Raw genomic sequence first — 12,751 nt, 5'->3', positions numbered from 1 at the left:
TTAGCTAATTTTTTGTTGAAGGCTGTGTGTTGGTTCTCGCAAAGACACAATGTTTTTTTAATCAATTTTTTAAGCTTGGTGTCTTGGCGACTTTGCGTGAAAATTTTGCATCAACATATTTTTGGTTTAAGGTTTACCATTTCAATTGCTTAATTGGTGGCCCAACTCTCTTAAAACCATGTTCTACCCTAAATTTATCCTGTTCTGCTTCCGACATATTTTTTGACACACCCTGACTGACTTTATTGAAAAATTCTTCCATTTTGCCCGCCGGTTGAAAAAACATCAATAGTTTGGCTTCGCCTTCTCCCACTTTTGCAAAACTATGCGGTATCATTCTGGGGCCAAAAACACTATCTCCTGCTTTTGCTTCATGTATTGTATCACCCACTTTTATAAGAAATTGGCCTTGCAGTACATACCACCATTCATCTTGTTCAAAATGATAATGATGAGATGGCCCGCCTTCTTTTATGCGTTTTGATTCAAATACATAAATGTCGCCATCGCTGTCAATTGATGAAACCTTGCAGTCGAATGTATCGCCTTCAAACAATGAAATGCTTTTGTTATTCCTGTCTTTTCCGGAATCGACTTTAAAACCTTTCTTTTCTCTTAAATTTGATGCTGATTTGGCAATCATTACAAACGGTGCCGCTATCATAGTAATTGAACACAAACATACTTTCAAAAAAATTTCCCTTTTCATAGTCTATAAATATTTTAGTTCGAAAGCATAACTAACTATTTACGAGAGTATTTAGTACTATTTTGAAGCAGTTGTCATACTATCTCAAAGATAGAAATTAATAGCCAAAAAGACTGAGAAAAGACTTTAATTTTCTTTTTTTATCATTTGTAACTATTTTTAATTCAATATGTTGCTTTCTTTTTAAGAGTATCAGATCTTAGAGCCCTAAAAATTAGTGACTAAAAAACTCCAGCATCGTTTTCAATGCGTCTTTAGAATGCATTTTCTTGCCGTTTTCAAGGGATTCTTTTGCTGCTTCTGCTGCTCTTTTACGCATGATGATTTCATAATCAGAAATAGCTTCCTCAACCGTTTTATATTTGTCAGATGTTAGTTTTTCGCTTAATTCCAAAGCATCAAGCATGGCCATATTGGCACCTTCACCTGCAAAAGGAGGCATAACGTGTGCAGCGTCGCCAATGATGGTTGCATTAGGCAAAGCTTCCCAAGTCTGATCTAAAGGCATGCAATTAATAAGGCGCGGAATAAAAGGTACTGAAACATTTTCGAATAATTCATGCCAGACAGTGCTCCATTCCGGATAGGCTTTTTTAAACCATTCTAAAATTTGTTCTTTGTCAGCGTAGTCTAAACCACTGTCGAGGCACCAGTTTTCATCCGCTTTAAAGCTGGCGTAAAAACCAAGAGCGCCGTCACCTTTTTGTCCCATCAATATGTTTTTTTCATTTCCAAAAGCCATTATTTTACCTCCGTTGAGTATCGAATGGATGTGTGGCGCTGCTTGTACAGATTCGTAAATATTGCCCTCCAGCATCGTTATACCTGAATAAAATGGTTTTATGTCTGTGATGTAGGGGCGGATTTTAGAATTGGCACCATCCGAACCAATGACAATATCGGCGTAAACGGATAAACCGTTTTTGAAATGCAGCAACCAGCCTTCGTTTTGTGGCTCCATCGAAATAAAATGACTGTCCCAAGCTATTGTGTCGGGCTGTAAAGATTCCAGTAATATTTTTCGGAGTACACCCCGGTCAATCTCAGGACGAAAATATGCATTGTCAAAATCTTCTTCGAGATTCGTTTCGTGGTCGCTGTAAAATACTTTTGCCTGCTCGTCTAAAAGGAGTGTTTTATCTGCACCAGGCATAAAGTTAGTTCTAAACTCTTCAAATAAATTGGCTTTGCGAATTGCAGCTAAACCTGAGTCATCATGCATATCCAATGGCGAACCCTGTACTCTTGCGTTTTTATTTAAATCTCTTTCATATACTTTTACATTTACGTTTTGTAGTTGTAAAAGTCTTGCCAATGTAAGGCCTCCAGGACCACCGCCTATAATAGCGACTTGTTTATTTTCTAGTAACATTCCGTTCAGTTTTTAAATTAATTTAGTTCCGTTTGGCTTCTCAGCCTTTGGTCGGAACAAAATTATTGTTGTTTTAGAACGGATAATAGTATAAATCGGTCATCTTTATTTTTCAGCAATTCGCTGGGTACAACGCCGGAGAATTTTTTGATCTCTTTTATAAAATGCGTTTGGTCTGTGAAGTTTAATTCCGGAAAAAGTCTGCCTTTTGCAATATGTTCTAATGATGCCTTGAAGCGCAGGATTTTGCAAAACGCATTTAGAGAAAGTCCGAATTGTTTATTAAAATACCGATTGATTTCGCGGCTGCTCCAGGATATTTCTTCTGAAAGCTGTTGTATTTTTATTTCGCCGTTTGATTCATAAACCAGTTTAAAAAGTTTGCGTTTTCTTTCATCAATTTTGGCAGGCAAAAGTTCCTTTAGTTTTCTGGCTATTTTGGAGTGAAATGCATCAAAATCTTTTAAATCATCAGTGGTAAATTCCCAAAAGTCATTAGGTAAAACTTTGGCACTATTTAAAATATCGGCAATAGAAGTCTGTAAAAGATATTCAGCTCCCAAGGGTTTAAAACTAATTTTAAAAGCGATTGTATGGGCGGGAATAATTTGTTGTTCAGGCACATTTTCAAGACCAATAAGTGTAACATGAAAGGGCTCCGATTCAGATTTCATAAAAAATAAATCAATTCTTCCGTCTGGCATTAAGACCACTTCCATGGCTTTGTGCGACGGGTTATGAAACATCCCAATATTTTCTACAAAGTCAGTAAGCGACTTGTCTGGTTCTATAGCTTTATAATAGAAATCATTGTTCATTGTTCATTTTTATTATTGCTGTTTTTATTCCATAAATACCTGGAACTGTTAGTAGCAGTCCAAAGACACTAAATAATACAAAATCCCAATATTTATCATCAGATCGAATAGCATTAACCTCTGACAATTTTAGGTAATCATTCTTTTTTGAGTGTACACTGATAACACTGATCACTTCATTAAAAAAATATTGGTCACTAAATGACAAGGAATCGGTCTTTATTATTTTTGTCCTGTATTCTGTTTTATCAATACCTAAAAAGATGGAATCTCCTGTTTTAATTTCATTTATTAATTCCTCTACAAAAGTAGCTTTTAAATCTTTGCCCTGAATTCTGAAATCGAAGTCAGGATAGGATTCTAATTTTATTAAAACGAAATCATGTTTTCTATTAATATATTGAATGCTTCCAGAAGTTTTGTCGCCAAAAACGATAATGTCTTTATCCTCCAGATCTTTATTTTGTAATTTATTGTATGCACCAACTAAGAATAATATTCCAATTATGGTTAAGACAATACAACCAATCAAAACCGATTTGATTTGGTTTAATTCTTCCAATTTTAAATTGCGTTCCTTATTTTTAGTCAGCTCATTTTTTAGTTCAAAATAATTATCATAGGTATTGCTAGATAGTTTAATTTTTTCGCCCGATTTAAAGTGCAAAATGAAAACTTCATATCTGTCATATTTTCCTTTTATTGGAACTTCAGTCCAGCTTTTAACTTCATTTAAATTATAAGTCTTCTGCGCTCTTTCAAATGAAATTACAATTAATTTGTTGTTTATAACAGTATATGTTTTTATCGAAATTAAAAAGTAGAATAGAAGTAAGGCAATCACTAAAAGCAACACTGAAAATATCAAACCAATATAGTCAGGGTATTTTAAAGCTATAAATTTTGTATAAGAATATACAGACAATGCCAAACAGGCAGCAATGCCAAGAATATAAGGTACCCAATACCCTTTTTTATTTTTTGATTTCAATTCTCTTTCTGACAACTTTTGTTTGATATTAGGAGTTATTTTTTTTGCAGATTGAAGACAGTACCGGAAGGATCCATAATCCAATGCATGTTTTGTGGAATTTCTTCAATTTCATCGCAAGTCGCTACGCCATTTTGTTTTAAATAATCTGTTGCTTTTTCGACATCCGGCACTGTTAATTGTAACCAGGTTTCAGAATGGGTATAATTATTCCATATTTTTTATCAATATTCATTTCGAATTTAGTTTTTTAGAAGTTCAATAATCTCCGTATTCTTCACTTCCTGAGCGGCTTTTAGCGCAGTCATTCCATTCATGTCTTTTGCGTTTTTATCGGCTCCTTTTTTCAATAGCAATTTGGTAAGTTCTACGTTCTGATTGTTTGCAGCCCACATTAAATTGGTCATTTTAAAACCATCGGTTTGATTAATATCAGCTCCGTTTTCAATTAAATATTTCGAGATTTCAAGTTCATCATTTACCACCGCCTGCATTAATACCGGAATATAAAATGATTCATTAATTTTTCTGACGTAGTTTACTAGCGATTTATCTGCTTCAATAATCTTTTTTACGGCATCTAAATTATGCTCAAAAATGGCTTTAAAAAGTTTTTCTCCAGATGATTGAGAATAGCTGTTTATTGAAAATCCTAATAAAATTAAAAGTAATATTTTTTTCATTGAATTGATTTTTGGTGTTGGTTTTCATGTTAGAGATTAAGCGCAGTATGTTCTATCAATACTATTTATATTCGTAAATCCGTATTCTGCCACTATCTCTATTTTCTTTTACAAATAATAGTTTTTCAGTTGAGTAATTTTTTTCTATTTTTAAAGTGTCATTACAGTCAATAATTTTATCATAAAAAGGCGAAAATTTAATTGAAAATTTCTCGCCAATTGTTTTCCTGTTTATTTCAATTTTTTTCAACCCAAAATCTGAATAATTAAAACTATGATATAAGTTCTCATTCAATATTTTTAGGCGCCCATCCGGATATAACCTAAAATCCATATCAATTTTATATACTTTTCCGTCTATTTTAAATGGTTCTTTATCATTATTATCGCTTTTGTCAAATTCTTTTACATTCGTTATGTCATGAATTATTCGTCTGCTTATATTTTCATTTAAGACAATATATTTTGCCGTTATTTTTGATCCAATTGGTATTTCAGGCTTTCTTTCACAACCAATCAGAATGAGAAGAAATGCTAATTTATAAAGAAGTGCTTTCATATCTTAAAAACATCAATTCTCTCCATCCAGAAAATTCCGGACTCCAAAAAAGCAAGTTTCGTTTTAACGATTTTGTCCGACTTATCTCTTGGGTTTTTAGTTACAAATCTGGCAATCGATTTATTAAAATCCAAAGTATATTTTTCATCAAAATCTTCTTGTTTGTTGGAAGAAAAAGTAATCAGATTGTCTTTTGAGGTCCATTTTCCTTTTCCATATTTATTTACTTCTGGCGGAACGCCTCCCTTAATATTCGAATACGAATGAAATACAAATGTTCCGTCTTGATTTAAAGTCAGTTTATGTTCAATTACACTCTTTGTTTGTGTGTCACTAAGTGTTCGTTGATAATCGCCAGCAAATTGATTTGATTGGGCGAATAGGGTTAGATTGAAAATTAAAAGTATGGTGGTGATGAAATGTTTCATTTGATTGTTTTTTTATTTTTCTTTTTATAATATGGAATAACCCATAAATCATAACCATCAGGAGCATAAGTAGGACAATTTTCTATTTTGCATATCTGAAAGGAACGAATTACATTTTCATAGGTAGTTTTTTTACTAAATTTTAGATGAATACCTTTACTTGCATCCTCTTCCTTAATTATTTTTTGAATTTCAAGCTGAAAATTATTTAGAATACTATCATCATATTTTTCATTTCCATTAAGTTGCATAGTAATTATGGATTTTGTTTTTACATGATCTTCTAAAGTGTATCCCATTCTTTTTTCAAAGTCTTTATCCCTATAATAAATATGGGTGGCTTTTTCTGCGAAAGTATCATTTCTTATCATCCATAAAAAACAAGCTGCAACAAAGATGATAAAGAATGCTCCGTAAATATAAAAGGGTTTTACTTTCATTCATAATGTATTAGGTGGATTAAACAATTATTTGCTATGAGAAGTTATTTCCGCAAGATTGTGATCATTATATGGTTACTCAATCTCGAGATATTCAGATCTTCCTTTTCCATTTTCTTCGTCGAGCCATTCCCAATCTAAAATCAATTTAATTTTGCCGTTTTCTGTCCATCTAATTTTTGCTAATGCCTTACCCGCTTTCAATTCATTATCTACTGTTAAACATTGATAAAGCATGTGTAATCTATCATCTTTTAAGTCGGCGATAATTTTACCGTAGGTTATTGTTCCTCCAGAGTAGTCTGCCGTTACAAGATTGCCTTTCTGCTTATAGTGGAAAATTGTTTGTGTGTTTACTTCTCCATTATCGGAATTTTCAATAACTGCAAATCTTTTATTATTAAAGTCAAATTTATTCATTTGGCGTGTTGGTTTAATTTCTGATTTGTTTGCGTATCGCTTAGGAAACAATTTTTAGTTGCTCTTTTTTTGCAAATTAAAAACGATTCGTAAAGGATCCTATTATCCAATGCATGTTTTGCGGAATTTCTTCAATTTCATCGCAAGTCGATCCTCCGTTATGTTTTGGAAGTTTTATTGCAATATTAATTCCTGCTTCAAATTTTGTTTCCATAATTAAAATGTATTTAAATTAATAACTATTCACGAAATGAAATATAAGGAATTACCACTTTAGATAATTAAAAATGATACTTTATCCTTCAATTGTATAAGGAAAATTACCACTCTCCGGAATGGTTAAAAGCCCTTTCTCTTTCATTTCGTTTGTCGCTTGAGTATAAATAAGGTGGTACCACCAGATAAAAAATTCTTCAAAAGTTATTTCTTTATCGTAGCCCAATTGAACGTATATTTTTTTGCTGTAGCCTCTTTCATCTTCTAAGATTTTTAATAGTTCTGGCAAATAGCTTTTGACCATTTTATCAAAAGTTTCGTTGTCTGCAATTGAAACCAGATTTTCAGAAACAGCCATTTTTAAATGATCGCGGTTATTTCCGTAGACACTCACATAACGGCCTTCAATCTGTTCGGTTTGATTGCCATAAATTCCAAATGATTCTATTTGCTGATTGGTATTTTCAGTGATTCTAAAATAATAATGTTTGCCGTTTCTTAAAGGTCTGTCATCCTGTTTAAGAAATTCTTTCTCCACATTATCAATTTGCCAGGAATCTAACAGAACGTCGCTTAAAATAAAAAACGACCACATTTGAAAATCCTGTTTTTTTGATATTTCTGTTTTGCTAAATTGCTTTTTTATTGTGGCTAAATTTTTATGTATAGATTTCGTTATTTTTCCAGAAATTGGTTTTGCATATTTATAAAGCAACTCACCATCTTTTGCATCAGCAATAAAAACGGTAGGTTTGTATTGATTGTTAACTTTATGAAGCCAGTTTTTAGATTCTAAAAGTGCGATTGAACTCGTCATTTTTTCATCACTGAACTTGACATACTCCTGAAAATCTTTTGGTGAGAAACCTTTATGAAGAGCAAATAAAAATTTATCTAAGCTGTCCTTTTTTATTTTAAAATCGGGAAAATTATCTCCTCTCGAGATCATAGCCCTTTCAATTTTAAGTTTAAAAATTTGGTCAATTTTATTTTGCGCTTTTAGATGTTTTCCAAGTAATAGTAAAAAGATAATGATGAATAGGTTTTTTGATTTCAATGGTTTGTATTTTGGTTTGTAATTTGGTTTTGATTTACTTCTGGCTATCTGCTATCGTGAAAGTTGCGCTATCTGGATTTTGCTTTCATTTAGATTGTATTTGGTTAGCCAGAATGATTATTTCTTTACGATCTCGTAAACAATATTTATATTCTCTTCTAATTCTTTTTCCTCAACTTCAAATTTGTCAAATGAAGTTTTCGCACTTGCAGCCATTGCAACAATTGGTTTATTAAATCTCACCTGATCCATTTTCATTGCCGATACAGCTACATCTCGTAAATTATATTTCGAAACTTGTTTGACATTACTAATTTTAACGTCTAATGCTTTTGCAATGTTTTCAGCATTACTTTTAGCGTCTAAAACCGCAATTTGAACCAATTTTTGTCTGGTGGTTTTCTCTAATTCTTCAGACATTTGTGTTTCAAAGTCAACGTCTAAATCTTTCATGTTTTCACTTTGAATTTGCTGATAAAACGCCTCAATAACTTTGTTGTCCAGAGCAAAATCAATTGACAAAGTATTCGTTGCAGCATATTCTTTTTTGTCGTCGCTGTTTTCACTGCTTGATACTTTATAATCTGAAATTTTTATGTTTTTTTCAGTGAAACCAATTTTAAAAAGTGCTTTTTGCAACTTTTCTATTTCTTCATTTAATTCTTTAATAGCTGTTTTTTCAACTAAATTCTCTTTTTCAATTGTTATTCTAAAATTGGCTAGATCAGGTTTTACTTTTGTCCTGGCGCTTCCTTCCGCGGTTATCTCATTTCCACTAGTTGTTTGTGAAAATGCTGAAATGGTAAAGATTGAAAAGAGGAATATTACGATTGTATTTTTCATAGTTATTTACGCTTGTTGGTTTGTTGTTTTGGCTTCGAAAAAAGCCTTCGAAAGGAACACTTCATAAAACAAGGGAAATTACTCTAATTTTTCTAAATTGAAACTAACATTCTTTCCTTCAAAAAAAGCTTTTCCTTTAGCCATATTTCCTATTGTGTCAAATATTTCGATAGACATCGTTTTTCCTAAAAGCTCTTTTATAGGACATTTTGAAAAGGTAAATTCATAATCGCAATTAGATTTCCAGACAATTGTACCTTGAATTACTTCAGTCGATTCTTTAATGGTTTCCGTTTGGATTGTTTTGGTTCGGGTTACTGTTATATCGGGAAGTCCTTCACTGGTATAGAGAAATTTTCCGATTTTAAATTTGTCGCAACTAGATTCCTGAGAAAAACCGATGTTAAAAAGTAAACCGAATAAGAGGAAAAAAAATGCTTTTTTCATAATTGTATTTTATTTTTTCTCAAACATAATCACTTATAATTCAAAAACCTTACGTGAAACCGTAATTATAATTTTAGAACAATTCGTAAAAAAGTCAGTAGACTTCATGATACAATTTAATATCGGTTGTATACAGCCGGTTGAATACAATCACATAGAAATAATCGATTATACATAATTTCGTTTCCGTGGAAAAAGGAAATTGATATTCCAAAATTTTAGAATTATGAGCACAAACACCCTTTCAAAAGAAACCGAAAAAAATCTAATTGATTTTTTCAATAAATCTGTTGATCCAAAAGTAATGGCAAAGGCAATAAGGCAACTAAATTATGTCGTTGCTTTAGGCGTGATGCGAGAACATGAAACCCTCCAAAACAATATAACTAATCTGGAAAATAGCTTTTATTGGTTGAATGAGTTAGCCGAAGTTTTAAATCCTTATTTGGATATGGAGTGATTTTTTGATCATGCTAATCATGTCAGCTTTGGTATGGTTCTTAAATTGATTGTGTTTTACTTTTGCAGGCACGGATTGCAAATCCGCGCTATCGAGTGTAAATATATCCACGTTATCTGATTTAAACAAAAAAAGCCACCTTACAGGCGACTTCTTTTTTAGATTCGTTAATTTATCAGATCTACTTAGTTAATCTAACATACGGGCTCTCGGCACGTTTTGTACCTTCCGAAACAAGCTTACCGTTAAGCCAAACATCTTTAGGATAAATAAAGTTTTTGCCTCTAACAAAAGTAGCTTCAATGGTATCTGTATCTTTTTCGTTCCATTGAATATAGGTGGTTGATTTACCATTTTCGTAGTGATTCAGACCTACTCCAATAATGTATTCTTTTTCACTTTTATAAATCATAATATTTCTAGGATGGTCTAAATGACCTTCAAAAAATTCCTTAGTAACGCCATTTACTACATAAAATAATTTTATTTTGGATTCTTCTAAATGATTTGGAGTTTCTGGATCAAGCAGATCCTCCCCATCGGCATTAAAGACTGAAAAGTCAATACTTGTATTAAGATAAAAACTGCTAACATTGTTGTCATCTTTTGAATCGCATGCGAAAAAAGTTGTACTTGCTAATATAATAAATAGTTTTTTCATAGTCTTATGGTTTTATGTTATACGTCATTACTAGGGCTTCATTGAAAGTATATATACTGGGATTAAAGTTATTGTAGGCATAAAAACCATTATTTTCACCATTTTTCCATCCCCAGTTCATATGAAAATAAAGAGTGCTTGATCCAGTACAATCAGCACTGTAAAAGCTTGAAGCGCTATATCCATCACAAACCCACATATGGGCTCCTGCATTTCCTGCGCCAACTAATAAAACTGGTTTTCCGGCCTCTAAATTTGCTTTAACAGTTGAATAATTATAAGGAGCCGTATCAGCAGATGTGTAATTAAATTTGCTTTTTAGAACTTTTCCCATATCAGCGCTCTTAATTACCCCAGTAGCGTGACAATTGTAATAAAGCTGGCCCTCAAAAATACTTCCAATAGCAGTATGGATATCTGCTATAAAATTTGCAGTTGTAGATGATGCATCTTCCATAGGCATTGCTGACCAGTTATAATTAGTTGGATATTGATAATATCTCATGACTTGTGCCATAGAAATGGGTACACAACCTGCATAAACCTGAAAATCATCCCCGTCACAAGATATGTATTTCAATGCACTGTTAAATCCTTTTGCTTGTTGCCAAGAAGATTGTAAAAAGGGACCTTTGCTTACAGATGTTGTGTGCTCGAAACATTGATCTGCAGGTATTTTGGAAAATATATTATTGTTTGCAAGCATATTTTTAACTTGTCTCCATTGTATTTTTTTTTCTTCTGTTTGTTTTGCACTGGAATTTTGAATACTTGTAATTTGTTTCTTAGTATTATTAAACCAGGTCTTTAAACCAAAATCATTTGCATCTGCATCTAGTACAAACTTGCTGTCTTCTGAGAAAGCTACAATAGGCTGTTCCCTATTATCCGCAGACAATAGAATATAACCTTTAGCTTTATAATTTATTATATAAAATACTGTATTGCCTTGGTCATTCTTTACTTCGGTTATACTTTCGATGTTTTTTTTCGTGATATTAGTGGAAGTACTTTTAGATACTGACGAATTAGTTTCGGTTTTAAATAAAATTTCCGAAGCAATTTCTTTTGCTAATGTTGAGTCTACAAAATTTTCCTGTTGAACATCTTTTAAATTTTCTGATTCATTATCCTTTGAACAGGAAAAAATAGTTACTAATAGTAAAAAAAATAATGAAGTTGTTAATTTTTTTCTGATTGGTTGTTTCATAAATAAATGGTTTTAGGTTTTGATTTAATTTAGTAATGTAAAAGTAATTTCTTACATTTTTGTAAAGTAAAATAAAGCAAGACGCTTAAATAACCAGGAAAAGTTTTTCTTGTAATAAAATAAGGCAAGAGGGAGATTGCTTATAATTCCTAAATACGATAGCGTGGACTTACAGACAAGCAATAGTGAACTGACGAAGTAATCCGTGCCATCAAAGATTGTTTTTTCTCTTTGCAAATAAAAAAACAAAAGCTACATTATTTTGTAGCTTTTTGTTTTAATGATTTGTATTGTGTTTTATTGTTGAGGGCGCGGATTGCAAATCCGCGCTATCGACCGTGATGATATAGCCATCATCTGGAACGAAACTTCTTTTGGAAATGAATGTGAAAGACACGCTGCGCAAATGTCTCTACTTTAACACATTCATGCCTTAAAAATAATAATTCTAAGAATGATTCGTAAAAAGTCGGGAGACTTTTATTAGGTTTATAGTTTCTAAGAAGATAAAAAAAATTACGCAAAGTCAGAGACATTTGCGTAGCGTTTTGGAAGGAAGACTTCGGAGAGCTGGGCACATATTGAAAATACATGTAATCGAGCAATAAATACATATCCCCGCTATCTGGATTATATTATTGTTGAATTGCAGGAATTAATCTTACGGAATTTTCGCCAATAGCCTTCATAACACCAATGAATTTTAGAGGAGTATCTGTAGTGCTTTTAAGCGTAAAACGAATTGGAAAGTTTGGGACAGTTGCTCGATTTACAAAATAGTAAATGCCATTGCATATATAATTTGTTTCGACATTTATATCTTTCATAAATCTATCTCCTGTTGGATTTAGTAATTCTGGTGATGTAACTTTTACCTCATTTTCTGAATTTTCTACCAATAAAATATATTTTGATATAGGTTCAAGATATGTTTCGGCTCTAATTTCTAACTCAATTTCTTTTGCGTCATCCGTTGCAGTAAAATAGGCTCTTACATTTTCATATGTCTGTACTCCTTGGTTGAATGTGTTTTTATTATTAATTACGTCAATAATTTGGCTTAAGCCATATTCAAGCCCTTTACCATAAATGTCTATATATAAAGTTTGAATCAATATTGCAGGCATTAAACAATCATCTAATTTTACAGGAATGAGTTTTACTTTGTTTTGAGTTGCTTTATATAGTGCATTTTGCCATTCTAATTTAACCATATTACTGGCTAAACTATTTTTTGAAACAAAGAAGAAAAAGTATTTGCACTCTTCTAAACCTTGATTCATTCGATCAATAATGCCTTCTCCAGGTTGCATTGACCAACTATCATAAAACACATTTTCCATTCCAAATACTTTTGAAAGATTTATTGCTATAGGCTCGACGATTACTTTGTCTAGATAATTGTGACTTAAAAATATCATGATGTTTTGTATTATA

The 12,751-nt window shown here is 32.0% G+C and carries 18 protein-coding genes; 1 reads left to right on the top strand and 17 read right to left on the bottom strand.

From position 1 onward, the window contains the following. Positions 1–133 precede the first annotated feature (133 nt). The 14 genes from IHE43_RS19350 to IHE43_RS19285 form a co-directional block, all read right to left on the bottom strand. Complete coding sequence (locus IHE43_RS19350; protein ID WP_192185424.1) at positions 134–709, bottom strand: cupin domain-containing protein; 576 nt, start codon at positions 707–709, stop codon at positions 134–136. Between the two features lie 214 nt (positions 710–923). Further along, positions 924–2,081, bottom strand: a complete 1,158-nt coding sequence (locus tag IHE43_RS19345; protein ID WP_192185423.1) for an NAD(P)/FAD-dependent oxidoreductase — start codon at positions 2,079–2,081, stop codon at positions 924–926. A gap of 62 nt (positions 2,082–2,143) precedes the next feature. Further along, entirely contained in the window at positions 2,144–2,899 is a 756-nt protein-coding gene (locus tag IHE43_RS19340) for an AraC family transcriptional regulator (RefSeq protein WP_192185422.1), read from the bottom strand. Then, positions 2,889–3,905, bottom strand: coding sequence for a hypothetical protein (locus tag IHE43_RS19335; RefSeq protein WP_192185421.1), 1,017 nt, complete (start codon positions 3,903–3,905; stop codon positions 2,889–2,891). Before IHE43_RS19335 ends, IHE43_RS19340 begins: the two co-directional genes overlap by 11 nt. 20 nt (positions 3,906–3,925) lie before the next feature. After that, complete coding sequence (locus IHE43_RS19330; protein ID WP_192185420.1) at positions 3,926–4,063, bottom strand: hypothetical protein; 138 nt, start codon at positions 4,061–4,063, stop codon at positions 3,926–3,928. A 69-nt stretch (positions 4,064–4,132) separates the two neighbouring features. After that, the gene (locus IHE43_RS19325; RefSeq protein WP_192185419.1) at positions 4,133–4,573 is read right to left on the bottom strand and encodes an ankyrin repeat domain-containing protein; all 441 of its coding nucleotides are present in this window, start codon (positions 4,571–4,573) and stop codon (positions 4,133–4,135) included. 61 nt (positions 4,574–4,634) lie between these two features. Further along, positions 4,635–5,132: a hypothetical protein gene (locus tag IHE43_RS19320; protein WP_192185418.1), complete on the bottom strand. Its 498-nt coding sequence runs from the start codon at positions 5,130–5,132 to the stop codon at positions 4,635–4,637. Continuing rightward, positions 5,129–5,560 carry a hypothetical protein gene (locus IHE43_RS19315; protein ID WP_192185417.1) on the bottom strand — a complete coding sequence of 144 codons (432 nt, stop codon included), beginning with the start codon at positions 5,558–5,560 and terminating at the stop codon, positions 5,129–5,131. The genes IHE43_RS19320 and IHE43_RS19315 overlap by 4 nt, the downstream gene beginning before the upstream one ends. Continuing rightward, the gene (locus IHE43_RS19310) at positions 5,557–6,000 is read right to left on the bottom strand and encodes a hypothetical protein (protein WP_192185416.1); all 444 of its coding nucleotides are present in this window, start codon (positions 5,998–6,000) and stop codon (positions 5,557–5,559) included. Before IHE43_RS19310 ends, IHE43_RS19315 begins: the two co-directional genes overlap by 4 nt. A gap of 75 nt (positions 6,001–6,075) precedes the next feature. Further along, positions 6,076–6,420: a hypothetical protein gene (locus IHE43_RS19305; RefSeq protein ID WP_192185415.1), complete on the bottom strand. Its 345-nt coding sequence runs from the start codon at positions 6,418–6,420 to the stop codon at positions 6,076–6,078. 76 nt (positions 6,421–6,496) lie between these two features. After that, a complete protein-coding gene (locus tag IHE43_RS19300) occupies positions 6,497–6,634 on the bottom strand; it encodes a hypothetical protein (protein ID WP_192188285.1) in 138 nt (45 codons plus the stop codon). 81 nt (positions 6,635–6,715) lie between these two features. Continuing rightward, positions 6,716–7,693: a hypothetical protein gene (locus IHE43_RS19295; protein ID WP_192185414.1), complete on the bottom strand. Its 978-nt coding sequence runs from the start codon at positions 7,691–7,693 to the stop codon at positions 6,716–6,718. Between the two features lie 117 nt (positions 7,694–7,810). Then, a complete protein-coding gene (locus IHE43_RS19290) occupies positions 7,811–8,536 on the bottom strand; it encodes an SIMPL domain-containing protein (protein WP_192185413.1) in 726 nt (241 codons plus the stop codon). A gap of 78 nt (positions 8,537–8,614) precedes the next feature. Next, positions 8,615–8,983, bottom strand: a complete 369-nt coding sequence (locus IHE43_RS19285; protein ID WP_192185412.1) for a hypothetical protein — start codon at positions 8,981–8,983, stop codon at positions 8,615–8,617. A gap of 226 nt (positions 8,984–9,209) precedes the next feature. On the opposite strand from IHE43_RS19285, the gene IHE43_RS19280 reads away from it, so the two are divergent. Continuing rightward, positions 9,210–9,443 (top strand): hypothetical protein, encoded by a 234-nt coding sequence (locus tag IHE43_RS19280; protein WP_192185411.1) that lies wholly within the window; start codon positions 9,210–9,212, stop codon positions 9,441–9,443. Positions 9,444–9,624: 181 nt separating this feature from the next. Here IHE43_RS19280 and IHE43_RS19275 read toward each other — a convergent pair whose 3' ends face one another. From IHE43_RS19275 to IHE43_RS19265, 3 genes are all read right to left on the bottom strand, one after another. Beyond that, positions 9,625–10,104, bottom strand: a complete 480-nt coding sequence (locus IHE43_RS19275) for a hypothetical protein (RefSeq protein ID WP_192185410.1) — start codon at positions 10,102–10,104, stop codon at positions 9,625–9,627. 4 nt (positions 10,105–10,108) lie between these two features. Beyond that, positions 10,109–11,314: a C10 family peptidase gene (locus tag IHE43_RS19270; RefSeq protein WP_192185409.1), complete on the bottom strand. Its 1,206-nt coding sequence runs from the start codon at positions 11,312–11,314 to the stop codon at positions 10,109–10,111. Between the two features lie 635 nt (positions 11,315–11,949). Continuing rightward, on the bottom strand, positions 11,950–12,735 hold the full coding sequence (locus IHE43_RS19265; RefSeq protein ID WP_192185408.1) for a toll/interleukin-1 receptor domain-containing protein: 786 nt from the start codon (positions 12,733–12,735) through the stop codon (positions 11,950–11,952). Positions 12,736–12,751: the final 16 nt, after the last annotated feature.

It is taken from the genome of Flavobacterium sp. MDT1-60, assembly GCF_014844035.1.
Classification (GTDB): domain Bacteria; phylum Bacteroidota; class Bacteroidia; order Flavobacteriales; family Flavobacteriaceae; genus Flavobacterium.
This window is presented reverse-complemented; position numbering and strand designations above follow the sequence as displayed.

Bases quoted from the DNA above. Each gene is read 5' to 3' on its own strand.
- IHE43_RS19350 (WP_192185424.1), bottom strand. From the start codon at position 709: ATGAAAAGGGAAATTTTTTTGAAAGTATGTTTGTGTTCAATTACTATG.
- IHE43_RS19345 (WP_192185423.1), bottom strand. From the start codon at position 2,081: ATGTTACTAGAAAATAAACAAGTCGCTATTATAGGCGGTGGTCCTGGA.
- IHE43_RS19340 (WP_192185422.1), bottom strand. From the start codon at position 2,899: ATGAACAATGATTTCTATTATAAAGCTATAGAACCAGACAAGTCGCTT.
- IHE43_RS19325 (WP_192185419.1), bottom strand. From the start codon at position 4,573: ATGAAAAAAATATTACTTTTAATTTTATTAGGATTTTCAATAAACAGC.
- IHE43_RS19320 (WP_192185418.1), bottom strand. From the start codon at position 5,132: ATGAAAGCACTTCTTTATAAATTAGCATTTCTTCTCATTCTGATTGGT.
- IHE43_RS19315 (WP_192185417.1), bottom strand. From the start codon at position 5,560: ATGAAACATTTCATCACCACCATACTTTTAATTTTCAATCTAACCCTA.
- IHE43_RS19310 (WP_192185416.1), bottom strand. From the start codon at position 6,000: ATGAAAGTAAAACCCTTTTATATTTACGGAGCATTCTTTATCATCTTT.
- IHE43_RS19305 (WP_192185415.1), bottom strand. From the start codon at position 6,420: ATGAATAAATTTGACTTTAATAATAAAAGATTTGCAGTTATTGAAAAT.
- IHE43_RS19300 (WP_192188285.1), bottom strand. From the start codon at position 6,634: ATGGAAACAAAATTTGAAGCAGGAATTAATATTGCAATAAAACTTCCA.
- IHE43_RS19290 (WP_192185413.1), bottom strand. From the start codon at position 8,536: ATGAAAAATACAATCGTAATATTCCTCTTTTCAATCTTTACCATTTCA.
- IHE43_RS19285 (WP_192185412.1), bottom strand. From the start codon at position 8,983: ATGAAAAAAGCATTTTTTTTCCTCTTATTCGGTTTACTTTTTAACATC.
- IHE43_RS19280 (WP_192185411.1), top strand. From the start codon at position 9,210: ATGAGCACAAACACCCTTTCAAAAGAAACCGAAAAAAATCTAATTGAT.
- IHE43_RS19275 (WP_192185410.1), bottom strand. From the start codon at position 10,104: ATGAAAAAACTATTTATTATATTAGCAAGTACAACTTTTTTCGCATGC.
- IHE43_RS19270 (WP_192185409.1), bottom strand. From the start codon at position 11,314: ATGAAACAACCAATCAGAAAAAAATTAACAACTTCATTATTTTTTTTA.
- IHE43_RS19265 (WP_192185408.1), bottom strand. From the start codon at position 12,735: ATGATATTTTTAAGTCACAATTATCTAGACAAAGTAATCGTCGAGCCT.